This is a genomic window from Streptomyces sp. NBC_00012, from assembly GCF_045040875.1.
In the GTDB taxonomy this organism is placed as follows: Bacteria; Actinomycetota; Actinomycetes; order Streptomycetales; family Streptomycetaceae; genus Streptomyces.
Genome location: NZ_CP108309.1, coordinates 3,078,197 through 3,101,691 on the forward strand (window position 1 = coordinate 3,078,197; position 23,495 = coordinate 3,101,691).

21 protein-coding genes are annotated in these 23,495 nt (G+C 71.0%); 5 read left to right on the forward strand and 16 right to left on the reverse strand.

Going from position 1 to position 23,495, the window contains the following annotated elements; translation table 11 throughout:
* Nucleotides 1-10: 10 nt before the first annotated feature.
* The 4 genes from OHA19_RS14000 to OHA19_RS14015 all read right to left on the reverse strand — a co-directional run bounded on the left by OHA19_RS14000 (nucleotide 11) and on the right by OHA19_RS14015 (nucleotide 3,267).
* Entirely contained in the window at nucleotides 11-1,099 is a 1,089-nt protein-coding gene (locus tag OHA19_RS14000; RefSeq protein WP_405750379.1) for a PDZ domain-containing protein, read from the reverse strand.
* Nucleotides 1,100-1,242: 143 nt separating this feature from the next.
* Nucleotides 1,243-1,413, reverse strand: coding sequence for a hypothetical protein (locus tag OHA19_RS14005; protein WP_266729825.1), 171 nt, complete (start codon nucleotides 1,411-1,413; stop codon nucleotides 1,243-1,245).
* A gap of 128 nt (nucleotides 1,414-1,541) precedes the next feature.
* Complete coding sequence (locus tag OHA19_RS14010) at nucleotides 1,542-2,003, reverse strand: molybdenum cofactor biosynthesis protein MoaE (protein WP_405716477.1); 462 nt, start codon at nucleotides 2,001-2,003, stop codon at nucleotides 1,542-1,544.
* Between the two features lie 121 nt (nucleotides 2,004-2,124).
* Nucleotides 2,125-3,267, reverse strand: coding sequence for an SDR family oxidoreductase (locus OHA19_RS14015; RefSeq protein WP_405716476.1), 1,143 nt, complete (start codon nucleotides 3,265-3,267; stop codon nucleotides 2,125-2,127).
* 192 nt (nucleotides 3,268-3,459) lie between these two features.
* Here OHA19_RS14015 and OHA19_RS14020 point away from each other — a divergent pair, with 192 nt between their 5' ends.
* Together OHA19_RS14020 and OHA19_RS14025 are read left to right on the forward strand one after the other, a co-directional pair.
* Nucleotides 3,460-4,920 carry a zinc-dependent metalloprotease gene (locus tag OHA19_RS14020; RefSeq protein WP_405716475.1) on the forward strand — a complete coding sequence of 487 codons (1,461 nt, stop codon included), beginning with the start codon at nucleotides 3,460-3,462 and terminating at the stop codon, nucleotides 4,918-4,920.
* The gene (locus tag OHA19_RS14025) at nucleotides 4,917-5,462 is read left to right on the forward strand and encodes an NUDIX hydrolase (protein ID WP_405716474.1); all 546 of its coding nucleotides are present in this window, start codon (nucleotides 4,917-4,919) and stop codon (nucleotides 5,460-5,462) included. Before OHA19_RS14020 ends, OHA19_RS14025 begins: the two co-directional genes overlap by 4 nt.
* A gap of 81 nt (nucleotides 5,463-5,543) precedes the next feature.
* Here OHA19_RS14025 and OHA19_RS14030 read toward each other — a convergent pair whose 3' ends face one another.
* From OHA19_RS14030 to OHA19_RS14045, 4 genes are all read right to left on the reverse strand, one after another.
* Nucleotides 5,544-6,299, reverse strand: a complete 756-nt coding sequence (locus tag OHA19_RS14030; RefSeq protein ID WP_405716473.1) for an AIM24 family protein — start codon at nucleotides 6,297-6,299, stop codon at nucleotides 5,544-5,546.
* Between the two features lie 19 nt (nucleotides 6,300-6,318).
* A complete protein-coding gene (locus OHA19_RS14035; protein WP_405716472.1) occupies nucleotides 6,319-6,999 on the reverse strand; it encodes an AIM24 family protein in 681 nt (226 codons plus the stop codon).
* 11 nt (nucleotides 7,000-7,010) lie between these two features.
* Nucleotides 7,011-8,624 carry a TerD family protein gene (locus OHA19_RS14040; protein WP_405750382.1) on the reverse strand — a complete coding sequence of 538 codons (1,614 nt, stop codon included), beginning with the start codon at nucleotides 8,622-8,624 and terminating at the stop codon, nucleotides 7,011-7,013.
* A 107-nt stretch (nucleotides 8,625-8,731) separates the two neighbouring features.
* Nucleotides 8,732-9,355, reverse strand: a complete 624-nt coding sequence (locus tag OHA19_RS14045; RefSeq protein WP_405716470.1) for a M48 family metallopeptidase — start codon at nucleotides 9,353-9,355, stop codon at nucleotides 8,732-8,734.
* A gap of 240 nt (nucleotides 9,356-9,595) precedes the next feature.
* On the opposite strand from OHA19_RS14045, the gene OHA19_RS14050 reads away from it, so the two are divergent.
* Nucleotides 9,596-10,741: a ThiF family adenylyltransferase gene (locus tag OHA19_RS14050; protein ID WP_405716469.1), complete on the forward strand. Its 1,146-nt coding sequence runs from the start codon at nucleotides 9,596-9,598 to the stop codon at nucleotides 10,739-10,741.
* Between the two features lie 41 nt (nucleotides 10,742-10,782).
* A complete protein-coding gene (locus tag OHA19_RS14055; protein ID WP_405750385.1) occupies nucleotides 10,783-12,222 on the forward strand; it encodes an ABC1 kinase family protein in 1,440 nt (479 codons plus the stop codon).
* Nucleotides 12,223-12,353: 131 nt separating this feature from the next.
* On the opposite strand, the gene OHA19_RS14060 is transcribed toward OHA19_RS14055, so the two are convergent.
* The 5 genes from OHA19_RS14060 to OHA19_RS14080 all read right to left on the reverse strand — a co-directional run bounded on the left by OHA19_RS14060 (nucleotide 12,354) and on the right by OHA19_RS14080 (nucleotide 16,351).
* Nucleotides 12,354-12,575 carry a hypothetical protein gene (locus tag OHA19_RS14060; RefSeq protein WP_405716467.1) on the reverse strand — a complete coding sequence of 74 codons (222 nt, stop codon included), beginning with the start codon at nucleotides 12,573-12,575 and terminating at the stop codon, nucleotides 12,354-12,356.
* A gap of 181 nt (nucleotides 12,576-12,756) precedes the next feature.
* Entirely contained in the window at nucleotides 12,757-13,080 is a 324-nt protein-coding gene (locus OHA19_RS14065; protein ID WP_405721842.1) for a hypothetical protein, read from the reverse strand.
* Nucleotides 13,081-13,112: 32 nt separating this feature from the next.
* The gene (locus OHA19_RS14070; protein ID WP_405716466.1) at nucleotides 13,113-13,481 is read right to left on the reverse strand and encodes a WhiB family transcriptional regulator; all 369 of its coding nucleotides are present in this window, start codon (nucleotides 13,479-13,481) and stop codon (nucleotides 13,113-13,115) included.
* A 173-nt stretch (nucleotides 13,482-13,654) separates the two neighbouring features.
* Nucleotides 13,655-13,990: a hypothetical protein gene (locus tag OHA19_RS14075; protein ID WP_405716465.1), complete on the reverse strand. Its 336-nt coding sequence runs from the start codon at nucleotides 13,988-13,990 to the stop codon at nucleotides 13,655-13,657.
* A 165-nt stretch (nucleotides 13,991-14,155) separates the two neighbouring features.
* On the reverse strand, nucleotides 14,156-16,351 hold the full coding sequence (locus OHA19_RS14080; RefSeq protein WP_405716464.1) for an ATP-dependent DNA helicase UvrD2: 2,196 nt from the start codon (nucleotides 16,349-16,351) through the stop codon (nucleotides 14,156-14,158).
* A gap of 330 nt (nucleotides 16,352-16,681) precedes the next feature.
* On the opposite strand from OHA19_RS14080, the gene OHA19_RS14085 reads away from it, so the two are divergent.
* The gene (locus tag OHA19_RS14085; RefSeq protein WP_405716463.1) at nucleotides 16,682-16,936 is read left to right on the forward strand and encodes a mycoredoxin; all 255 of its coding nucleotides are present in this window, start codon (nucleotides 16,682-16,684) and stop codon (nucleotides 16,934-16,936) included.
* 122 nt (nucleotides 16,937-17,058) lie between these two features.
* On the opposite strand, the gene nudC is transcribed toward OHA19_RS14085, so the two are convergent.
* The 3 genes from nudC to OHA19_RS14100 form a co-directional block, all read right to left on the reverse strand.
* Nucleotides 17,059-18,006 carry an NAD(+) diphosphatase gene (gene nudC, locus OHA19_RS14090; protein WP_405716462.1) on the reverse strand — a complete coding sequence of 316 codons (948 nt, stop codon included), beginning with the start codon at nucleotides 18,004-18,006 and terminating at the stop codon, nucleotides 17,059-17,061.
* Between the two features lie 44 nt (nucleotides 18,007-18,050).
* A complete protein-coding gene (locus OHA19_RS14095; protein ID WP_405716461.1) occupies nucleotides 18,051-19,445 on the reverse strand; it encodes a dipeptidase in 1,395 nt (464 codons plus the stop codon).
* A 527-nt stretch (nucleotides 19,446-19,972) separates the two neighbouring features.
* Nucleotides 19,973-23,464, reverse strand: a complete 3,492-nt coding sequence (locus tag OHA19_RS14100) for a UvrD-helicase domain-containing protein (protein ID WP_405716460.1) — start codon at nucleotides 23,462-23,464, stop codon at nucleotides 19,973-19,975.
* Nucleotides 23,465-23,495: the final 31 nt, after the last annotated feature.

Here is a 23,495-nt window from a genome sequence, read left to right on the forward strand (position 1 = left end):
GGGGGCGCGGTCAGCCTGCCGAGCAGCTCGGCAGCCCGGCCGTGTCCCCCGCCTTGATCTTCTCCAGCGACTTCGTCGCGTCGTCGATCGTCTTCACCCGCACCAGCGTGAGTCCGCTCGGGGTGTCGGAGGCGGCGGCCTTGCAGTTCTCGTCCGGTGTCAGGAAGTACCTGGCGCCCGCGTTGCGCGCGCCGACCAGCTTCATGTTGATGCCGCCGATCGGACCGACCTTGCCCTTGTCGTCGATCGTGCCGGTGCCCGCGATGAACCTGCCGCCCGTGAGCTTGCCGGGGGTCAGCTTGTCGATGATGCCCAGCGAGAACATCAGACCGGCGCTCGGGCCGCCGACATCGGCGAGCTTGATGTCGATCCGGAACGGGAACGTGTGGTCCGTCCCGGCCTGGATGCCGACGATCGCGCGGTCCTCCTTGGGCGCCTTCGCGGTGGTGATGACGATCTTCCGGCTGCCCTCGGGCTCCTTGCCGGCCTTCTCGGCCGCCGCCGCTGTCCGGGCCGGGATGATCGTGAAGGTGACCTTCTGGCCGGGGTCGCGGCGGGTGACGAGCTTCGCGACGTCCTCGGGCTGCTCGACGGGCGCGCCGTCGACCTGCTTGATCACGTCGCCCGCGTGCAGCTTGCCCTGGGCGGGGCTGCCCTTGACGACCGTGGAGACCACGACGCGCGACGACACCGGGATCTTCAGCTCGGTCAGCGCGGCGACCTTGGCGCTCTCCTGGGACTGGCTGAACTCCTCGGCGTTCTCCTGCGTCGACTGCTGCTCGGTCTTGCCGTCGGGGTAGAGCGTGTCGTGCGGTACGACCATGCTGTCGTGGGCCAGCCAGCCGTAGACGGACTCGACGAGATTCATGTTGTAGTCGGCACCGGTGACTCTGACCGTCGTCATATTGAGGTTGCCGGACGTCGGGTACGTCTTGTGCCCGGAAATCTGCAGGACGGGTTCGCCACCGACCTCACCGAGGGTGTTCACGGTCGGCCCGGGAGACATCTCCGAATACGGCACTTTGATCAGCACGCCTGCGCAGAGCAGCGCGATGAGGATCAGGGTGGAGGCGAGCATCGTCGCGGTGCGGCGTGGCATGGAACGACAGTACGGGAAGGGTCTGTCAGTGCACTGCCGGGGCCGGTCCGTACGGGGCTGGGAACCGGGCGCGGGCTGCGCCGGAGGGCGTCGGCAGTCGGAGCCGCGATGCGGATTGGCAACTGCGTACGCGCGACGAGTTGTCAGGCGACGTCGGAACCGGAGTGCGGCTTTTCCATCGCCTCACGGAACCTGGCATAGCCGGCGAGTTCGGAGACATCGCCGGTCGTTCGATTACGGGCGGCCCAGCTTCCCCATATCGCAGCGCCGAGCGCAGCGAAAAGCGGAATCAGCAACCAGGCAAGTGCTGCCATTACGACCTCCCTACCCTATGAGCGACCGCAACTGACCGATCAGCAGATTAACCGTCTGGAGAACCAACGCTCACGGCAGGGGTGGGGTTACGCAAATCGGGCCGGACGGCCGCCTTGCCGGCTTGCGCTCAGCAGGCGCCGACCCATTCCTCGGTGCCGTCCGAGAAGCGCTGGTGCTTCCAGATCGGGACCTCGTGCTTGAGGTCGTCGATGAGCTTCCGGCACGCCTCGAACGCCTCGGCACGGTGCGGGCAGGAGACGGCGACGATCACCGCGAGATCGCCCACCTGGAGGTCACCCACCCGGTGGACCGCGGCCAGCGCCCGGACCGGGAAGTCCGCGACGACCTTCTCGGCCACTCGGCGCATCTCGTCCTGCGCCGAGGGGTGACAGGAGTACCCGAGCGCGCCGACGTCCTGACCGCCGTCGTGGTTGCGCACCGTGCCGACGAAGAGCGCCGTGCCGCCCGCGGCGTCGTCCCCGACGGCCCGGAAGACCTCGTCGACCGAGAGCGGGGTGTCGCGAATCTCCAGCAGCCGCACGGGGTCGTCCGCCGCCTGCTCGCCGGGGTGGTCGTAGGTGGGAGCCATGGGGCCCATGGTGCCGTACGGCGCCGACAAGGCGGAATTGCGTTTTCCACCGGCGGACCGCCCCTGACCTTGGAGCCTTCTACAGAAGCTCCCGCTCGGACGGCCTCCCGCCGGACGGTCCTCAGATGCGGCGGCGGGCCTTGCGGGCGCGGCGGACCAGAGCAGCGGTGCCGAGCAGTGCCACGGTCGCACCGGCGGCGCCCGCCGCGGTGGCGTCCTTGCGGCCGAGCCGTCGTCCGGCGACGGTGTGCCTGCCCTCGACCTCTTCGAGGAGGGCGGCAAGCACCTCCTCATTGGTCCAGGCGGGGCGCCATCCCACGTCGTGCAGCCGGCTCACGCTGACCACCCAGGGGTGCATCGTGTACGCCAGATCGCCCGCAGGGGACGGGGTGAGGCCGATCCGGTGCAACCGGGCGGCGGCGCCCAGAGCCACGGCGGAGGGCAGCTCCATCCGGCGGACGCCGCTGAGCTCCTCGACCTCCTCCTGCTCCAGCCAGCCGTCGCAGCCGACCGCGAACTCGCCGTCGATCTTCTCCAGCGCGGCGTACTCCAGGGCCGTGACCAGGTCGTCGACATGGCAGAACTGCCAGGCCGGACGCGATCCGGCGACGACCAGGAGGCGCGGCGACTCGAAGTAGCGGGTCAGCGCGGTGTCCGTACCGCCGACCAGGACGGTGGGCCGGACCACGGTCACGTTGAGTCCGGGGTGGGCACGCGGCGCGCGGCGGCCGAGCCGTTCGATCTCCAGGAGGTCGCCGACGCCGGTGGCCTCGGCCGTGGCGCGCAGCTCGGCGTCCTCGGCGAGCGGGACGTCGTTGTCGGGCAGCGCCCCGTAGACCATGGCCGATGTGCAGAGCACGACCCGGTGCACGCCGACGGCCGCGGCGGCCGTCAGCACGGTCTGGGTGCCGCGCACGTTGTAGGCGGTGCGGGCGGCGGGGTCGGTCTCCAGGTCGAGATCGAGTGCGAGGTGCACCACGACATCTGCGCCGCGCAGCTTCTCCGCGATGGCGGGGTCGCGTACGTCGAGGATGTGCCAGGTCGCCTCGGAGACCTCGCCGCGGCGTTCATCGATGGCGATGACCTGCTTGATCTCCTCGGAGGCCGCGAGGCGTGCGGTGAGCAGCTCGCCCACGCCCCCCGCCGCTCCGGTGACCGCGACGACGGGACCACGGTTCTTCGAGCGGCTCTTTTCTGGTTTGTTCTCGGTCGAGGGGGCGGGCAGGTTTCGCGCTGCGCGAACCTGAGGATCTGGGGAACTCACCGGGCGTCTCCAGCGGTTGTCTTCAGTACGTACCCGAATGACGCGTGCGTACCAGGTGGCGTCCATCCTGCCGCAGGCCGGGAGCCGGCGGAGCACTGAGGCCCTGAGCGGAGTTTTGGTGTCTACGCTGGATGGTGATGTCGGGCAGTCGCCGTCGGTTCGAGCCGGCGGCCCTACGAGCCGAGGAAACCCGTGAGTGACACCCCATTCGGATTCGGCCTTCCGCCGGAGGAGCCGGAGCACGGCGACGAGGGCAAGAAGAAGGACCCCACCGGAGGTGGGCAGGGCTCGGGCGGGCCGGCGAACCCGTTCGGCTTCGGGCCCGGCGCGGGCGGGGACAACCCGTTCGCGGCGATGTTCGGCTCGATGAACCCCAACGACCTGGGCGCCGCCTTCCAGCAGCTCGGCCAGATGCTGAGCTACGAGGGCGGTCCCGTGAACTGGGACATGGCCAAGCAGATCGCCCGCCAGACGGTCTCGCAGGGCACGCCGGACGGCACGAAGGACGCCAGCGTCGGCCCGTCCGAGCGATCCGCGGTCGACGAGGCACTGCGCCTGGCCGACCTCTGGCTGGACGGCGTGACGTCACTGCCCTCCGGTTCGGTCTCGACCGTGGCGTGGAGCCGTGCGGAGTGGGTCGAGGCGTCCCTTCCGGCCTGGCAGAAGCTGGTCGACCCGGTGGCGGAGCGCGTCGGTCTCGCCATGGGCGATGTGCTGCCCGAGGAGATGCAGGCGATGGCCGGCCCGCTGATCGGCATGATGCGGTCGATGGGCGGCGCCATGTTCGGCCAGCAGATCGGGCAGGCCGTCGGGGTGCTGGCGGGCGAGGTGGTCGGTTCGACCGACATCGGCCTGCCGCTGGGCCCGGCGGGCAAGGCCGCGCTGCTGCCGCTGAACGTGGAGCGGTTCGGCAAGGACCTCAGCGTGCCGCAGGACGAGGTGCGGCTGTATCTCGCCCTGCGCGAGGCCGCGCACCAGCGACTCTTCGCCCACGTCCCCTGGCTGCGCTCGCATCTCTTCGGTGCCGTCGAGGGGTACGCGCGCGGCATCAAGGTCGACACCAGCAAGCTGGAGGACGTGGTCGGCCAGTTCGACCCGTCGCAGCCCGAGCAGCTCCAGGACGCCCTTCAGCAGGGCATGTTCCAGCCGGAGGACACCCCGGAGCAGAAGGCCGCCCTGGCCCGCCTGGAGACGGCTCTCGCGCTCGTCGAGGGCTGGGTGGACGCGGTGGTCCACGAGGCCGCGAAGTCCCGTCTGACCTCGGCGGACGCACTGCGCGAGACGATGCGCAGGCGCCGCGCCTCCGGCGGCCCCGCCGAGCAGACGTTCGCCACGCTCATCGGTCTGCAGCTGCGCCCGCGGCGGCTGCGTGACGCCTCGCGCCTGTGGGCGTCGCTCACCGACGCGCGCGGTCTCGACGGGCGCGACGCCCTGTGGGAGCACCCCGACATGCTGCCCACGGCCCAGGACCTGGACGACCCGGACGGCTTCGTGCACCACGAGCAGCTGGACTTCTCCGAGCTGGACAAGATGCTCGGCGAGGCCGCGAAGGGCCCGCAGAAGCCCGCCGCGGACACGGACGGCAAGGACGCGCCCGGCACCGGGGAGACCGAGGGCCGCAAGGACGACGGCAAGGGCGACACCGACCGGTGAGCCTGCACGACGACGCCGTTCTCGTACTGAAGGGGTACGAGAACCCGGACCCGGTCCAGGACGAGCTGCGCCATGGCTATCTCGACCACCTGGCACAGCACCCCGGCGGCATGTGGAAGGCCTGCGAAGCGGGCCATCTGACGGCCAGCGCGCTGGTCGTCGACCCGGAGCGCGGCCGGGTCCTGCTCACTCTCCACCGCAAGCTGCGGATGTGGCTCCAGATGGGCGGTCACTGCGAGCCGCAGGACGCGTCGCTCGCCGCCGCGGCGCTGCGGGAGGCGACCGAGGAGTCCGGCATCACCGGCCTGACCCTGCTTGCGGGCGGCCCGGTGACGCTGGACCGCCACTCGATCCCCGCCCCCTGTCACTGGCACCTGGACGTGCAGTACGCGGCGCTGGCGCCCTCGGGTGCGACGGAGCAGATCAGCGACGAGTCGCTGGACCTGCGCTGGTTCCCCTACGACGAGGTCGCCTCGGTGGCCGACACATCGGTCGTACGGCTGCTGGAGCGGACCCGCGCCGAGCTGGAGCTGCGCCGGTAGGAACCGCCTGCGACACGGGTGAGGGGCGGTCTCCGCGGAGACCGCCCCTCACCCGTGTTGCGCGTGTCGGCGCGCGGTGGCTCAGTTCCAGGAGTTGTTCTGGTTCTGGCCGTGGGCACCCTGCTGGCCCATGCCGTACTGGGCGCGGACCCCCTGGCCGATCTCGTGGTTCTGCGGGGGCAGCACCTCGCTCGGCTGCACCAGGGCGAAGCCCTGGCCGAGGAAACTGAGCTCCCAGCCCTCGCCGGTGTTCCCGCGCCGCCGCCAGACGCCCGAGGAATGCGTCTGGGCCTGCATCTGCACCCGCAGCGAGCTGGACCAGGCGACGATCGCGTCGGCGTCGGCGTTGACGTACTTGTCCGGCGTGACCTGCATCATCAGCGGCTGGCCCGAGGTCATCAGCGCGACCTTGCCGCTGCCGGAGATGTTGAGCTGGTACTTCCCGGTGCCCGAGATGCCGTACTGGCTGTCCACCGCGATGACCTCGGTGTGCAGCGAGGAGTCCAGCGCCAGGACATAGGCGCTGTCGACCGTGATGCCGTCGTGGTCGACATCCACGACGTGGATGTACTGCGCGAGGTTGGCGAGGTAGACGGTGCCCTGCCCGGAGCAGCGCATCAGGTCGAGGCCCTCACCGGTGTTCGCGCGGGCACGTCGCTGTCCGTGCGACTGGTACTCGCCGTCGAACTCCATCAGGCCCTGGTACGCGACCATGGCGCCCTTGCGGGCGAGGACGTCGTCGTGGCCGGTCAGCGAGACCCGCAGGAGCTGCGGGTTCTGGATGGTGTACCGGTCCTGGGACTGCTGTTCCGTGTAGCTGAAGAGCGGACTCTGCATGGTGTCTTCTCCTCCCCCGTCAGTTCCGGACCCGCAGGCGGTCGGTACTGTCCTCGCTCGGCTGTACGACCACGATGCCCTGGCCGGAGAACGCCATCTGGTACGCCTCGCCACTGCCCCGCCCGATGAGCGAGGAGGCCTTGAAGCTGCGCTTGCCCTTCACCTTGAGGTTCGGGGACCACGCCACGAGGGCGTCCGGGTCGACGAAGGTCTCGTCCTCGCCGCGTCCGCAGTCGACGACGATCGGTGTGCCGCGCGAGGTGATCGCGACCCAGCCGGTGCCCGAGATGCAGACGTTCCACAGGCCCTGGCCGGCGAACTTGGCGAGGCCCTTGACCCGCTCCACGCCCCAGGTGAGGTGGCCGTCGAAGGCGAGGACGTTGGTGCCGTTGACCGAGAGGGAGTCGTTGTTGAGGTTGATGACGACCACGTCGGCGCCGTAGTCGGCGAGGTAGAGCAGTCCGTCGCCGGCGCACTTCATGATCGGTGCGCCCTCGCCGGTGATCCACTGGGAGGCGATCTGACGAACGGCGGGCGGGTTGGGTTCGTACTGGATGAAGCCCTCGTACGCGACCATCGAGCCGGTACGTGCGTAGAGGTCCTGGCCGGTGGCCATGGCGACCTTGAGCATCGTGCGGCCGTGGTTCTCCATACGGGCCGTGACGGGGGTCGGGGCGTAGCCCGCGAGTTGCTGGTTCATGACGGGCTCCCTCAGACCTCGTAGGGCTGGACGACGATGAAGTTGCCGGGAGCGCCCCGGAACTGGAGGTTCACGGTCTCGCCGCTGTGTCCCGGGTACGCGTTGCGGCGCAGCCGGACCTGGCTGGAGATGATCACCTGGGACGCTGCCGACCAGGCCACGACCGCGTTGCAGTCGGCGAAGGTCGTCGGCGTGACGGGCAGGACGACGGGGACGCCACGGGTCTTGACGATGACCGTGCCGGAGCCCTGGAACTGCATGGTGAACAGGGCTCCGCCGGGGATGCCGTGGCCCTCGATCCTGCGGACCTCGTGCTGCAGCGACTCGTCGAAGGCGAGGACACTCTCCGCCGAGACGCAGATGCCGTCGCCCTGGAGTTCGATGGCGTGCAGATGGGAGCCGTCCTCGGCGAGGAAGACCTGTCCGCGGCCGGTGCAGCGCATCAGCTGCATTTCCTGGCCGGTGGCGTTGCCGACCATGCGGCCGGCGAAACCGGCGCCCTTGTAGCCGAAGTCGACCTTGCCCTGGTACATCACCATGCTGCCCTGGCGGGCGAGCACGGGCGTACCGCCCATGGTGAGGTCGACCCGCATGAGCTGCTGGTTCTGCGGGGTCCAGCGCTGACCGGTGGGCGCCTCCTTGTACGGCTGGAGCGCCGCCTGGAGACCGGCACCGGCCTGCGGAACACCTTGCGGCACACCCTGGGGCATACCGGGCGGCTGCATTCCGGGCGGCTGCTGCCCGTACGGGGCCGGGGGCTGCTGGCCGTACGGGGCAGCGGGGGGAACCTGGCCGGGGACCTGTCCGAACTGCGGCTGCTGGGGCGGCTGCCCGTACGGAGCGGGGGCCGGGGCCGGCGGCGGCACCGTGCCGCCCTGCGGCGCCAGCGGCGCCGCCATGGTCGGCGCGGCGTGCAACTGCTGCTGCGGGGTGGGGGCCGGCGCCGGGGCCGGCGGAGCGCCGAAGGACGGGGCGGGCTGGGGCGCCTGGGGCGCGGGCAGAGCGCCGAAGGACGGGGCGGGGGCCGGTGCGGCAGCCTGGGCGGGCGGGGCGAACGACGGTGCCGCCGCCTGCGGCTCAGGCGCGGCGGGCTCCTCCTCGGCGACCTCGCCGCCGAAGTTCTTCAGCAGCGCTTCGAGGCCACCGTCGAAGCCCTGGCCGACCGCGGCGAACCGCCAGACGTCCTTCAGGTAGAAGTCGCCCAGCATCACCGCACGCTCGGTGGTGAACTCCGAACCGTTGAAGGCGTACCTGACGACTTCCTCGCCACCTGCGACGATCCGGATGTATCCGGGGCCGATCTGGGACATCTGTCCGGCCCCGTCGACCGTCGCGGTGAACGACAGCTTGTGGATGTTCGCCGGAATGCGGTCCAGGGTGACGCGGAACGACTCGGTGTCGCCGGCCTGGGCGCCGAGGAGCTGAATGGACTCCTCGGGCGATTTAGGCTGATTGAAGAAGATGAAATACCGGTCGTCGGAGAGCTGCTCATTGGCGTCGAGGCCGAAGCAGCTGATGTCAAAGGTCAGTCCCTGACCGGCGATCTGCACACCTACGTACAGATCCGTCCCCGGCGTGAGATCGCTGATCTTGGCCTTGTGGCCGCGTTGGAATTCCCTGGCCATGCGTAACGACCGTCCCCCATCCCGAATGTGAATGCGTCGCGCCAGGCTAACCGCAAAGTCCGGCATCGGGCTAAGTCGGTACACACCCGGTACAGAATCGGTGGACGTCACTCACCGCGCGCGGCGGGCAGTTGGGGCAGCCGGCCGGCCGCCACCACGCCCTCCAGGTAACCGCGTGCCCGCTCGGTACGGGGATACGCCTCCAGCAGCCGCCAGAACTGCGGACCATGACCGGGAACGAGCAGGTGGGCCAGCTCATGGACCAGTACGTAGTCGACGACGTACTCGGGCATGCCCTGCAAGCGGTGCGACAGACGGATGCTGCCCTCCGCCGGGGTGCAGGACCCCCAGCGGGTGTTCTGATTGGTCACCCACCGCACCGAAGCGGGCCTGGCCCGGCCCTCGAAATACTGGGCGGACAACCGCTCGGCCCGCTCGGCGAGTTCGCTGTCGCCGAAGACGCGTCTGCTCTCCTGCGCCGCGAGCTTGTCGAGCATCACACCCACCCAGCGCTGCTCCTCGGCCTCCGACATCCGGGCCGGGATGAGCACGATGGTGCGGTCACCCTCCCGGTACGCGGAGACCGTTCTGCTGCGGCGATTGCTCCTGCGGACCTCGACCGCGCTCGTCGCCGAGGCGCGGGGCGGACGGTCCACCGCGCTGCGCTGCTGGGTTCCGGCGCTGCGCGTGGGGGTCTCCCCGGCGATTCCGGGTGACGGGTCGGCGGGCACGCCACGACGTTACCCGGTGACGGTGCGGGAAGTCCCGCCTCCGGGACGGTTCACACCTGATCCACTCCACTCACACTTGATCCGCTCCACGGCGTGCACCATTTGAACGACTAATACCCCATGCCTGTGGATAACTTTCTGCACGCTTCGGCGCCTGCCTGCATTCTGACAACGGATCTCGCGAAGATCCCGTGCAGCATCCCGCGCACGGGGATCAAGGAACACAGACCGGGGGTAGCCGTGCATCCGATGTTGAAGCCCGCACTGCGCCGCGCATGGCGCAGCCGGGGCACCGTGCAATTCGGCGTGACTCACGCTCATGCGGTGAAGTTCGGCCCGCTGGATATCGCCACGGGCAGTTTTCTGGAACTGCTCGACGGCACACGCGGCCTGCCGCTGCTGCGCGAGGAAGCCCGCACGCTGGACCTGTCGGACCATCAAGTGGACACCTTGGTCCGTCGATTGGCGAACGCGGGACTCATCGACGATGTCCGAGCCGCCGGCCCGGAGGCCGACGCGTTACGGAACCGGCCCGGCGCCCTGGACCGGCACCGCCCCGATCTGGCGTCGCTCTCCGTCGTTCACCCCGAACCGGGCGGCGGGATGCGGCGGCTGGCGGCCCGTCGGGGGATGCGGGTCCAGGTGCGGGGTGCCGGGCGGGTCGGTGCCGCGATCGCGGCGGTGCTGTCCGGGTCCGGGGTGGGCCGGGTAGAGGTCCTGGACGGCGGGCACGCCGAGCCGGGCGACGTGTCACCCGGCGGACTTCCGCCGGCGTCCGTCGGGGAGCGCAGGGACACCGCCGCCCGGCAGTTGGTGCGCAGATCCGCCGCGGGACCGGCTCCCCGGGCCGCGGAGACCGCGGGTTCCCCGGCCGGTGGTGAGCCGGGGCTGTCGCTGATCGTGGTGGCCCCTCGTGACGGTTTCTCGGCGTACGTCCCCGACCTCCGTGCGGCCGAGCCGTGGATCGCGTCCGGGACTCCTCATCTCTACGCCGGAGTGCTGGAGGCGACGGGGGTCGTCGGGCCCCTGGTCCTGCCCGGGGGGACGGCCTGCGCCGGCTGTCTGGCGCTGGGCCGCGCGGACCGGGATCCGGACTGGACCAGGATGCTGTCCCAGTGGCAGTCCGGGCGGCGCACCGCCGTTCAGGCCTGTGACCTGGGGCTGGCGACAGCGGTCGCGGGGCTGGCGGCCGCCCATGCGCTGTCCTTTCTGGACGGAGAACTGCCCGCGAGTACGGGGACCCGATGGGAGACCGCACTGCCGCTGTTGGACTGGCGGGCCGAGCGGTTGGGGGCGCACCTCGGCTGTTCCTGCGGAGCGGCTGGGCACACTGACCGGGAGGGCTCCTCCGGGTCCGAGGCGATGCAGGACACAATGGCCGGGTAACCGCCACGCGCGGTACGGCAGTCTGGGATTTGGAGGGGCTCATGTCTGATCTACCCCGGAAAGCGGTCACCCGTACCGCCAAGTTGGCCGCCCTGCCTCTGGGCTTCGCCGGCCGTGCGACGTGGGGGCTGGGCAAGCGGATCGGCGGGAGATCGGCGGAGCTGGTCGCCCGGGAGGTGCAGCAGCGCACCGCGGACCAGTTGTTCAAGGTTCTGGGCGAGTTGAAAGGCGGGGCGATGAAGCTCGGGCAAGCCCTGTCCGTCTTCGAGTCGGCCCTGCCCGAGGAGGTCGCCGGACCGTACCGGGCGGCGCTCACCAAGCTCCAGGAAGCCGCACCACCCATGCCCAGCGCTACCGTCCACGCGGTGCTGGAGGAACGGCTCGGCGAGGACTGGCGGGAGTTGTTCCTCGAATTCGAGGACAAGCCGTCGGCCGCGGCCTCGATCGGCCAGGTGCACCGGGCAGTGTGGCACGACGGTCGGAACGTCGCGGTGAAGGTGCAGTATCCGGGCGCCGGAGAGGCACTGCTCTCGGATCTGACCCAGCTCAGCCGATTCGCCCGCCTGCTCGGCCCGTTGATCCCCGGGATGGACATCAATCCGCTCATCACGGAGCTGCGTGACCGGGTCTCGGAGGAGCTGGACTACGAGCAGGAGGCGCGGTCGCAGCAGGACCATGCCGAGGAGTTCGCGGGCGACCCGGATGTCGTGATCCCCGGTGTGGTGCACCAGTCCGACCAGGTGCTGGTGACGGAGTGGATGAACGGTGTTCCGCTGTCCGACGTGATCGCGGAGGGCACTCCGGAGCAGCGGGACCGGGCGGGCCAGTTGCTGGCGCGCTTCCTCTTCTCGGGACCCGCGCGCACCGGTCTGCTGCACGCGGACCCGCACCCGGGAAACTTCCGGCTGCTGCCTCCGGACGAGGAATCCGGCGAGGCCGGGCAGTGGCGGCTCGGAGTGCTGGACTTCGGGACGGTGGACCGGCTGCCGGGCGGTCTGCCGCAGACCATCGGGGACTCCCTGCGGCTGACACTGGCGGGCGAGGCGGAAGCGGTCTACGAGCTGTTGCGCGAGGAGGGGTTCGTCAAGGACACGATCGACCTGGACCCGGACGCGGTGCTCGACTATCTCCTCCCGATCATCGAACCGGCGCAGGTGGAGGAGTTCACGTTCACCCGGAGCTGGATGCGCAATCAGGCGGCGCGGATCGCGGATCCCCGCTCCCCCGCCCACCAGCTCGGCAAGCAGCTGAATCTGCCGCCGGCCTATCTGCTGATACACCGGGTGACGTTGAGCACGATCGGGGTGCTGTGCCAGCTGGGTGCGACGGTCCGTCTGCGCGACGAGCTCGAATCCTGGTTGCCGGGCCTTCTCCTGGAGGAGGAGCAGGAGCCCGAGGTACAAGAGCCCACGATTCAGGATCCCGAGGTACAGGAGCTCGAGGTACAGGAGTTGGCGGGCGAGGCGCCCTTGGGGGCGTAGGCCGGGGCGTCGCGGCCTACGCGTTGCCGCTGGTGGGCGCGTTGCCGCTGGTGAGGGGCCTTGTGCCACTGGTAACGGCCTGAGCGCTGGTGGGGGCCTTGCCGACGGTGATTGCGCTGCCGTCGGGCGGGTCACCACCAGGCGGAGTCCAGCCGGCCCTCGATCGCCCTGATGTGGGTGCGGGCGCACTCTTCGCAGAAGTACTGCCGTCTGCCGTTCTCCACGGAGCAGATCCAGGTCGGCGGTGCGGTGTCACCGTCGGCGGAGGTACCGCACAGGGCACAGGTGACGACTGCGGCGTCGCTCTCGCTCGGCGCGGGTCGCTGAATCCGGTGATGAGTCTCCTCGTCCACCTCGTGACGATAACTCCGCCGCCGCCGCGCCGCACCGCCACGCGGCACGACCGTCGCGCAGCAGGACCGCGGGGCCGGTCCGTTGCGGACCGGCCCCGCGGAAGGGGTACTGCCTGTGGGTACTGGTTGCTGCCGGGCAGAGCGGCTGCCCGGCAGCGGGTGCTGCTGGTGTACGGCCCGACTAGTGCATGACGGCCATGGCCAGCGCACGACGGGCGCGCATCGAAGCGCGCTCGGCCCGGCGCTGCATACGGCGCGCATTGATCAGGCGTACCGCCTGGCGCTCCGTATCGGCCTCCCTCATGCGGTCGTGCATATGAGCACGAGCCAGGGCTTCTGGGATGAGTTGCATCTCGCGGGTCCTGTTCTGACGCGAGTCGTTCGCGCCGATGATCTTGACGTTCGGTGTTGCGGAGCCGACGGGCTCGTTGGTGGGGACGGACATTGCTGCCTGATTTCGGGGATCGTGGGTGTGGGGACGGTCGATGGTTCCGATGCGCTTCATGGGTTTGGGGGCCGTGGCCCCCAGTCCGGCGATCACGCCGCGACCGGGTTCTTGCGCGGACGACCACGCGGCCGCTTGCGAGCGACGACGACGCCCTGGATGAAGAGCTCACCGCCCCAGACGCCCCACGGCTCGCGACGCTCCTTGGCGCCGGCGAGGCAGGCCTCGACGAGCGGGCAGGTGCGGCAGAGGGATTTGGCGTACTCGACGTCGGCGGGCGACTCCGCGAAGAAGACCTCCGGGTCATAGGAGCGGCACGGGACGGGCACGCCGAGGTTCTCGATGGCGTCGTCGAGCGCGGTGAGCGCAGTGAGGGGGAACAAGGTGGAGTCCTCCGTGAGGCCGGGCGGCGGGATCGTTTCGGAAGGCGGTACGGACGGGGCGTGCGCTTCGAGTTGCACGGTGGGTGGTGTCCTCGTCTGGTCGTTCCGGCCTGTTGGCCGGGTGGCGGCTGGTACCGGGTGTTGCTTGTCCCGAGGCTCCTTCGTGCTGTCTCGTCCGTTGGGACAAAACAAAAGGGCCGCGGATCCCGAGTGGGGTTCCGCGGCCCTGAAGGCGCCGGCCTGATGGTGAATCAGGCTGGATCACTCCAGGGTTCAGGCCCACGGAAGGCCCACATCGTGTGGTGCTGCATCGTCTGCTTCTTGGCGCCGGATTCCGCTCCCGCACCGACGGCCGCAAAGGCATAGGCCGGGGCCTGTCCCTTCGCTACTGCTGCTGCCGGTGCCTGAGCCGGTCGCTCATTGCGCTCCCGCACAGGGAGGCTCGCAGGGGACAGCGGACGGGCGACAGAAATGCCGGACAGACCGGTGCCACGGAGCGAGGACTCGGAAGAGCGGGTGAGGCCGAGCGAGCAGGCGGAGACGACCGAAAGATCGGTCATTTTGTTGGTCTTGATGATGCTGATCACTTCAATCGCCTCCTCTCGGCGTCTCGGGCGGACCGGCGGGCCGGTCCTACGTATTCGGATAAGTACAGCACAGGGCCAGGGCTTCAGAGAAGTCGCTGTTCCCGTGGTTAAGAACCTATGGTGATGACTGGGGCGGGCGCAAACTATTTTTTCGACGAGTTTTTCTCACATCTCGCCAGCCGCCTCCCCGAGTGCCTCCTCCACCGTCCCACCTGCACAAATGGCCAGGACGGCGGTCCCGAACCGGCCCAGCTTCCGCGCGCCGACACCAGGGATCACCGCCAGTTCGCCCTCGCTGCCCGGTACGGCCTCGGCGATCGCCATCAGTGTCTTGTCCGTGAACACGCAGTACGCGGGCTGGCCGATCTCCTTCGCCCTGACCGCCCGCCAGTCGCGCAACCGCTCGTACAGCGCCTCGTCCATGTCGGAGGGGCAGTCCTCGCAGCGCATCAGTTTCATCTCGCCGGCGTCGGTGAGGGTCCTGCCGCAGACCCGGCACCGGGCAGGGCCGCGACGGCTGCGCTTGGCCACCGGCCCGGCCGGGCCCCGCTCGATCCCGCCGCCACCGGCCGTGCCGCGCGCGCCGAGCGGCACCGAGCCCGGACGCAGGCCGTTGAGGAACCGGCTCGGGCGCCGTCCGGCGCGGCCGCCGGGCGAGCGGGAGAGCGACCATGACAACGAGAGGTGGAGGCGGGCCCGGGTGACGCCGACGTACAGCAGCCGGCGCTCCTCCTCGATCTGCTCGTCGGTCTTGGCGTAGGTGATCGGCATCATGCCCTCGGTCAGGCCGACCAGGAACACGGCGTCCCACTCCAGGCCCTTCGCGGAGTGGAGCGAGGCGAGAGTGACCCCCTGGACCGTGGGGGCGTGCTGGGCGGCGGCCCGCTCGTCGAGCTCCGCCACCAGATCGGAGAGGGTCGCGCCGGGCCTGGCCCGTTCGAAGTCCTCGGCGAGCCGGACCAGGGCGGCCAGGGATTCCCAGCGGTCGCGCACCGCCCCTGAACCCGCGGGGGGCTCCGTGGTCCATCCCTTGGTGGAGAGCACCGCGCGCACTTCCGCGGGCAGCCCCTCCGCGTCGTCGAGCAGGGAGTCGTTGCCCCCGGCGCGGGCGGCGCCGCGCAGGGCGACTCCGGCCTCCCGCACCTCCGCCCGTTCGAAGAACCGCTCCGCGCCTCGCAGCTGGTACGGCACGCCCGCGTCCGCCAGGGCCTGCTCGTAGACCTCGGACTGGGAGTTGACCCGGTAGAGCACGGCGATCTCGCCGGCCGGGACTCCCACGGCGATCAGATCCCGGATCCGGCGGGCGGTGCCCTCCGCCTCCGAGGGCTCGTCCGCGTACTCCGTGTAGGCGGGCTCGGGGCCGGGCTCGCGCTGCGAGACCAGTTCGAGCCGGTGCTCGGCGGCGCGGCCGCGGGCCTGGCTGAGCAGTCCGTTGGCCAGATGGACGACCTGGGGGGTGGACCGGTAGTCCCGGACCAGCTTGACCACCGTCGCGTTGGGGTGGCGGGTGCGGAAGTTCAGGAGGTGGTCGGGGGTGGCTCCGGTGAAGGAGTAGATCGTCTGGCTGGCGTCGCCGACGACGCACAGGGTGTCCCGGTCACCGAGCCAGAGGTCCAGCAGCCGCTGCTGCAGCGGGCTGACGTCCTGGTACTCGTCGACGACGAAGTGCTGGTACTGGCGGCGGACGTGGTCGGCGATGTCGTGGCGGTCCTGGAGGATGGCGACCGTGAGGAGCAGCACGTCCTCGAAGTCGATCACCGATCGGTCGCGCTTCAGCTCCTCGTACGTCGCGTAGATCTGGGAGATCTCGGCCGGATCGCGCGGGGCGTCGCGCTGGGTCTTCGCGACCACGGCCGGGTAGTCGCCGGGCACGGTCTGGGTGACCTTGGACCACTCGATCTCGCTGGTGACGTCCCGCAGCTCGTTCCGGTCGAGCCGGATACGGCAGCGGGCCGCGGCCTCGGCGACCAGCTGGACCTTGCGCTCCAGCAGCCGGGGCAGGTCACCACCGACCGCTTTCGGCCAGAAGTACTGGAGCTGGCGCAGGGCGGCGGAGTGGAACGTCCGGGCCTGGACCCCTCCCGCGCCCAGCTCGCGCAGCCGTCCGCGCATCTCGCCGGCGGCGCGGTTGGTGAACGTGACGGCAAGCACACTCGTCGGCTGGAGTATCCCGGCGCGCACCCCGTAGGCGATGCGATGGGTGATCGCACGCGTCTTGCCCGTACCGGCTCCGGCCAGCACACACACCGGGCCGTGCAGGGCCGTGGCGACCTCGCGCTGCTCGGGGTCCAGGCCGTCGAGCACGGCGTCGGCCGACTCGGGGACCTGAGGGAAAAGGGAGGAATGCGTTGCTGCTGTCACCCCGCCATGCTGCCAGGTCGGGAGCGGCGGACGCGGAGGTTGTCCACAGGGGAGCCGTATCTGTCGTACTAATGCGAGGTGACCCGCCTCATGTGAGGTGACCCGCCTCGCGTGAGGTGACCCGCCTCGTGCGATGCGAGGTGACCGCGCAGTCCTGCGGAGGACGACGCCGATGCGGGGTGGTGGCGGGAATGGTGGTTGCCTCGCGTACGTTCCCCTTCCGTGCGGTGACGCACGGTCCGGCTTCTCCGCATGACGGATGAGACGGATGAGACGGACGGGTCTGAGAAGACCGACGAGACAACGGACGAGACAGAGGAGCGCCAGGACATGTCGGGCACTGTGACGATGTACAGCACCACGTGGTGCGGCTACTGCCGTCGGCTCAAGAGCCAGATGGACCGCGAGGGCATCGCGTACACCGAGATCAACATCGAGCAGGACTCGCAGTCCGCGGCCTTCGTCGAGAAGGCCAACGGGGGCAACCAGACCGTTCCCACCGTCCTCGTGGTCGGCTCCACGGGTGCCGAGGCCGTCATGACGAACCCGTCCCTGGCTCAGGTGAAGCAGGCGCTCGCCGTCTGATCCAGGCAAGCTCGCCGCTTGGCCCCGGCGCTCGCCGCCCGGTCAGGACGCGCGCTCCCGCCGTACGGCGACGCCCCCTCCGGTGGAGCACCGGAGGGGGCGTTCGCGTACCTGCCCGGGTGTCAGCCGACGCTGCCCGGCTTCGGGAGCGGCTTGCCGTACCAGAGCTCGATCAGGCGCGCCGCGATCGAGATGCCGAACGGGGGCATGACCTCGCCCGATTCGAAGGCGGCCTTCAGGTCCTCGCGGGAGAACCAACGGGCCTCCTCGATCTCCTCGCCGTCCACATTGATCTCGGAGGAGGTGGCCCTGGCCATGAAACCGAGCATCAGGCTCGACGGGAACGGCCAGGGCTGGCTGGCGATGTACTCGACCTCGCCGACCGTGACCCCCGCCTCCTCGAACACCTCGCGCGCCACGGACTGCTCGATCGACTCCCCCGGCTCGACGAATCCCGCGAGCGTCGAGAAGCGGCCCTCGGGCCAGTGCACCTGGCGGCCCAGCAGGGCGCGGTCCTGGTCGTCGGTCACCAGCATGATCACCGCGGGGTCGGTGCGCGGGTAGTGCTCGGCTCCGCAGGCCGGGCAGCGGCGGATGTGGCCGGCCGCCGCGATGACCGTGCGTTCGCCGCAGCGGGAGCAGAAGCGGTGCAGGCGCTGCCAGTTCTCCAGGGCCACCGCGTGCACCATCAGGCCCGCGTCGCGCGGCCCGAGCAGCAGACCGGCCTCGCGCAGCCCGGCCGGACGGGCCGGCTGGTCCATGCGGCCGGGCAGGGAGTCCTTCTGGAGCGCGAAGTAGCTCACGCCGTCCTCGTCGGTACCGAGGAAGTAGCGGTGGGTCTCGGTGACCGGGGCCTCGAAGGCCGGGGTCATGACGATCTCCGTACCGCCGTCGGCGGTGTCGTCGATCAGCACCTGGCCGCCGGAGACGACGAACACGCGGGTGGTCGGGTGGCTCCACGCGGCGGACAGCCAGGCCTCGTCGAGGCGGTGGTGCGCGGCGCGGTCGATGCCGCTGGGCGCGGTGAGACCGATGGGACGGTCTGCGGTGGCGTTGTCGAAGGTGCTCACAGGTGCTTCCTACTCCCCCGGGATGGATCGGGTGTTCAGAGGATTCAGCGGAGTGCGGCGGCCAGCTCGCCCCAGAGGTGCGCGGTCGTCTCGACGCCCTTGAACAGAAGGTCCAGCTCGACCTTCTCGTCGGGGGCGTGCCAGCCGTCGGACGGTACGGAGATGCCCAGGAAGAGGACGGGAGCGCCGAGCACGTCCTGGAGGTCGGCGGCGGGTCCCGAGCCCCCTTCGCGGGTGAAGAGGATCTTCTGGCCGAAGGCCCGTCCCATGGCGCGGGCCACCGCCTGCAGGGCGGGGTGGTCCAGCGGCGTCAGACAGGGGCGGGTTGCCGGGGCGAAGGTGATCCGGTGCCGGACACCGGCCGGGACCTGTGCTGCGGCCCAGGCCCCGACCACCTGCTGGACGCGGTCGGGGTCCTGGCCCGCGACCAGCCGGAAGCTGATCTTCACCAGGGCGGAGGACGGGATGATGGTCTTGCTTCCGGCGCCCTGGTAGCCGCCGCCGATGCCGTTGACCTCGGCGGTGGGGCGGGCCCAGATGCGTTCGAGCGTGGAGTAGCCGGCCTCGCCCGACGCCGCGCGGGATTTGGCGGTGCGCAGCCAGGTGGCCTCGTCGAAGGGCAGCTCCGCGAAGAGCGCGCGCTCGGTGTCGGTGAGTTCGGCCACACCGTCGTAGAAACCGGGGATCGCGACCCGGCCGTCCGCGTCGTGCAGCGCTGCGACGAGCCGGGCGACGGCGGTCGCCGGGTTGGGGACCGCGCCGCCGAACGAACCGGAGTGGATGTCCTGCTCGGGGCCGTACAGCTCGATCTCGCACTCGGCGAGGCCGCGCATGCCGGTGCAGACCGTGGGGGTCGACTCGTCCCACATGCCGGTGTCGGAGACGATCACCGCGTCGGCGGCGAGCCGCCCGGCCCGCTCCTCGACCAGGGCACGGAAGTTCGGCGAACCGGACTCCTCCTCGCCCTCGATCAGGAGCTTGAGGTTGACGGCGGGGGCGGTGCGGCCGGTGGCTGCGAGGTGGGCGCGGACGCCGAGGGTGTGGAAGAACACCTGCCCCTTGTCGTCGGCGGCGCCCCGCCCGTACATGCGGCCGTCGCGGATCACCGGCTCGAACGGGTCGGTGTCCCAGCCGTCCTCGCGGGCGGCGGGCTGCACGTCGTGGTGCCCGTAGACGAGGACGGTCGGGGCGTCCGGGTCGTCGGACGGCCAGTGGGCGAAGACCGCGGGGGCGCCGGGCGTCTCCCAGATCTCGGCGACCGGGAAGCCGGTCTCCGTGAGCTTGGCGGACAGCCACTCGGCGCTGCGCCGTACGTCCCCGTCGTGCTCCGGCTGGGCGGATACGGACGGGATGCGCAGCCAGGCGGCGAGGTCGTCCAGGAAGGCTGTGCGGTGCTGCTCGGTGTACGTACGGACGGCGCTGTCCGGGGTGTCGCTCATGGCCTTGAGCCTAGTGCCTCGCCCGGCGGGGTCCTCCCGCAAGCGGTACCGGGCCTTCCCCGCCCCGTTGTGGCCAAATACCTGTCGGCACCGGCCGCTCCTCCAGTTGGATGGCCTCTTGACCGGCCTTGCGGGGCAGTGCCGGGTGCACGAGGACGAGGGGGAGAGGGAATTGGGCGCTTCGGGTGCGGGGTACGCCACCGGGCCGGCGGACCGGTGAGACAGCGGCGTGGGCCTCGGCGATCACCGCTGTCGTCGGTCTGCTGCTGGCGGTGTTCGGGGTCCCGCTCATCAGTGGCTCCTCGGTGAATCGGACCATCGCCGACAATGCCGACGCCCCGGCTGCCCCTGCCTCGTCCACACCGGCGCCCGGCTCCCCGGACGCGACGGTCGATCCCGAGACCATGCCCTCGGGGTCGTCACAGCCGTCTTCGACACCGCCGCCACCCCCGGCAGGCTCGCGGCGCAGCGGCGGCTGTTCGCGACCGCCCGCGCCCAGCTGCTGATCGACAGGGTCTGGACAGCCCTCAGGGACTCTCGTCCAGCAGGATCCGTTCCAGCTCCGCCCGGCCCGGGAGGTGCGTGGGGTGGACGGTCTCGCCGCTGCGCACGTACAGGAACGTGGCGGTGACGTCGGTGAGCGGCAGGTCGTGCAGTTCCGCCCAGGCCAGGCGGTAGACCGCGAGCTGGAGGGGGTCGGCGGTGTTGGTGCGGGTGGTCTTCCAGTCGACGATCTCGTACGTGTCCCCGGTGCGGTACACCGCGTCGATGCGGCCCCGGACGATCCGGCCGGCCAGGGTGATCTGGAACGGCGTCTCGACGCGGTACGGGGTGCGGCGGGCGTACGGGGTGCGCTCGAAGGCCTCCTTGAGTGCGGCGAGGTCGTGCTCGTCGGCGATCTCGGCGTCGCTCCCGTGGCCGCCGGGCAGCTCGTCGGGCCCGAGCATGGGCAGCGGCAGTTCCTCGAAGCGGGACTCCACCCAGGCGTGGAAGCGGGTGCCCCGGCGGGCCGCCGGCTGCGGGGGACGCGGCATCGGGCGGGCCAGCTCCTGGGCGAAGCCGTCGGGGTCGTCGGCGAGGCGCAGCAGCTGGGTGGCGGAGAGCGACGCGGGTACGAGGACGTCGCGCACGGTGGCACGGGCGCGGCGCAGCTCGCCGGCGAGCGCGTCGAGGTCGCGGTCCCAGGAGGCGAGGGTGCGGGCCTCCTCCGGAGTGAGGCGTCGCGCCCCGTCGGGCTCCGGGGTGCGGGCCGCGGGCACGTGCGGCACGGGCGCGGCGGTGCGGCGGGGGGACGGCGGGCGCTCCGTGGACAGTGCGTCCCAGTCGTCGGCGTCGTCGGAGTGCGCCTCGTCGTCCGGGAACGGGGCGTCGTCGTAAGGGGCTTCGTGAGCGTCGCCGCGAGGGGCGTCGTAGGCGTCGTCGTAAGGGGCGTCGTATCCGTCGGCGTCCGGCCCCGGAGCCTCGTCGGGCAGCGCCGCGTACGTGTCCGGCACGCCCCCCGCCGTGGCCAGAGCCTCCAGGTGCGCCATCACCGTGTCCGCGGCGGCCCTGCGGCGGGTCAGCGCGGTGCCGTCGAGCGGAAGCGGCCACGCCTGGTCGGCGGACTTCCCGTCGAGCGCCGGGTTCTCCTCGTCCTCGGCCGGTTCGTCGGCCCAGACCTCGATCTCGCCGTGTCCGGCCGCGCAGTGCTCGTACAGCGCGTGCAGGAAGCCGGACGGGCCGCGCGGCTTCTTCTGGGACGGGCCCCACCAGTGGCCGGAGCCGAGCAGCAGGGTGCGGGGTCTGGTGAAGGTGACGTATCCCAGGCGGAGCTCCTCGGTGTGCTGGTGCTCCTTCATCTCCTCCTTGAACGCCTTGAGCCCCTTGGCGTCCCAGGAGTGGACATCCGGGAGGGTCGCCCGGTCCCCGCGCAGGGCGTGCGGAAGGACCTTCGGCTGGGCGGTCCATGCGTCGCGGGACTGGCCGCTGGGGAACTGGCCGGTGACCAGGCCCGGCACGGCGACGACATCCCACTCCAGGCCCTTGGACTTGTGGGCGGTGAGGACCTTGACGGTGTTCTCGCCGCCGGGCAGGGCGTTGTCCAGGCCCTTCTCGTACTGGACGGCGGTGCGCAGGAAGGCGAGGAAGGCGAGGAGCGTGGCCTCGCCGTCGACGGCGGCGAAGCGGGCCGCGACGTCGAGGAAATTGGCGAGGGTCTCTCGGCGGCGGGCGGCCAGGGCCTGCGGCGAAGCGGAGAGCTCGACCTCCAGGCCGGTGGTGGCGAGGACCCGGTGCAGCACGTCCATCAGCGGGTCGGCCAGCGAGCGGCGCAGGTCGCGCAGTTCGGCAGCGAGGCGGGCGAAGCGGATGCGGGCCTCGGTGGAGAACGGAAGTCCGTCGTCCTCCTCGCCGCCCGATGCGAGGAAGGTGTCCAGTGCGTCGGCGAGCGAGATCACCTCTGCCGGGTCGATGCCCTCGACGGCCTCGGCGAGCCGCCGGTCGGGGTCGAAGTCCTCGTCGTCGCCGTGGGCGGCGCGGTGCACCAGGAGTCTGGCCCGGCGGCCGAGCAGGGCCAGGTCGCGGGGGCCGATCCGCCAGCGGGGGCCGGTGAGCAGCCGGACCAGGGAGGCGTTGGCGCCGGGGTCCTGGAGCACCTCGCAGACCGCGACGAGGTCGGCGACCTCGGGCAGGTGCAGCAGCCCGGACAGGCCGACGACCTCGACCGGGATGTCGCGGGCCACCAGCGCGGCCTGGATCTCGGGGAAGTCGCCCGCGGTGCGGCACAGGACGGCGATCTCGCGGGGTTCCTTGTCGGCCCGCACCAGGTGGGCGATCGAGTCGGCGAGCCAGTCGATCTCCTCGGCGTGGGTACGCAGCAGTGCGCAGCGGACGATGCCGTCGCGCTCGGCACCGGGGGCGGGGCGCAGCGCCTCGACGCCCTCGTGCATGGCACGCAGGGGTGCGGCGAGGCCGTTGGCGAGGTGCAGGAGCCGGCCGCCGCTGCGGCGGTTCTCGCTGAGGGAGTAGCGGGTGGCGGGGGCGCCGTCGGCGTGCGGGAAGTGGAGCGGGAAGTCGTCGAGGTTGGCGACGGAGGCGCCGCGCCAGCCGTAGATCGCCTGGCAGGGGTCGCCGACGGCGGTGACGGCGTGCCCGGTCGTGCCCGCGGGGCCGCTGCCGAAGAGGGCGGAGAGCAGCAGCCGCTGGGCGACGGAGGTGTCCTGGTACTCGTCGAGCAGCACGACCCGGAACTCGTCGCGCAGGATCACGCCGACCTCGGGGCGGGTGAGCGCCAGCTCGGCGGAGAGCGCGATCTGGTCGCCGAAGTCGAGGAGGTCGCGGCTCTTCTTGGCCTCGCGGTAGCGCCGGGTCAGCTGGAGCAGCTCGCGGCGGGCCTCGGCGGTCTCGGGGATCCGGCGCAGCTCGGCGTTGCTGAGCCGGGCCGATTCGAGCGTGTGCAGGAGGCCGGTGTCGTGCTCGGCGAGCTGTTCGGGGCGTACGAGGTGTTCGGCGAGCTCGGCGTCGAGCGCCAGCAGATCGCTGACCAGGGTGGGGAACGACCTGGTCAGGGCCGGGTAGGGGCCGGGGGCCTCGTGCAGCACGCGGGCGGCGAGCTGGTAGCGGGTGGCGTCGGCGAGGAGGCGGGTGGTGGGTTCGAGTCCGATGCGCAGTCCGTGCTCGGTGAGGAGCCGGCCGGCGAACGCGTGGTACGTGGAGATGCTGGGCTCGCCCGGTGGGTTGTCCGGGTCGATGGCGTCGGGATCGGTGACCCCGGCCGCGATCAGGGCCTTGCGGACGCGCTCGGCGAGCTCACCGGCCGCCTTGTTGGTGAACGTCAGCCCGAGGACCTGCTCCGGGGCGACCTGGCCGGTGCCCACCAGCCACACCACGCGGGCCGCCATCACCGTGGTCTTCCCCGACCCGGCTCCGGCCACGATCACCTGCGGGGCGGGCGGCGCGGTGATGCAGGCCGTCTGCTCCGGGGTGAACGGGATCCCGAGGAGCTCCTTGAGCTGCTCGGGATCGGTGATACGTGAGGACACCCCAGAAAGGCTAACCGGACGTGCTGACAAC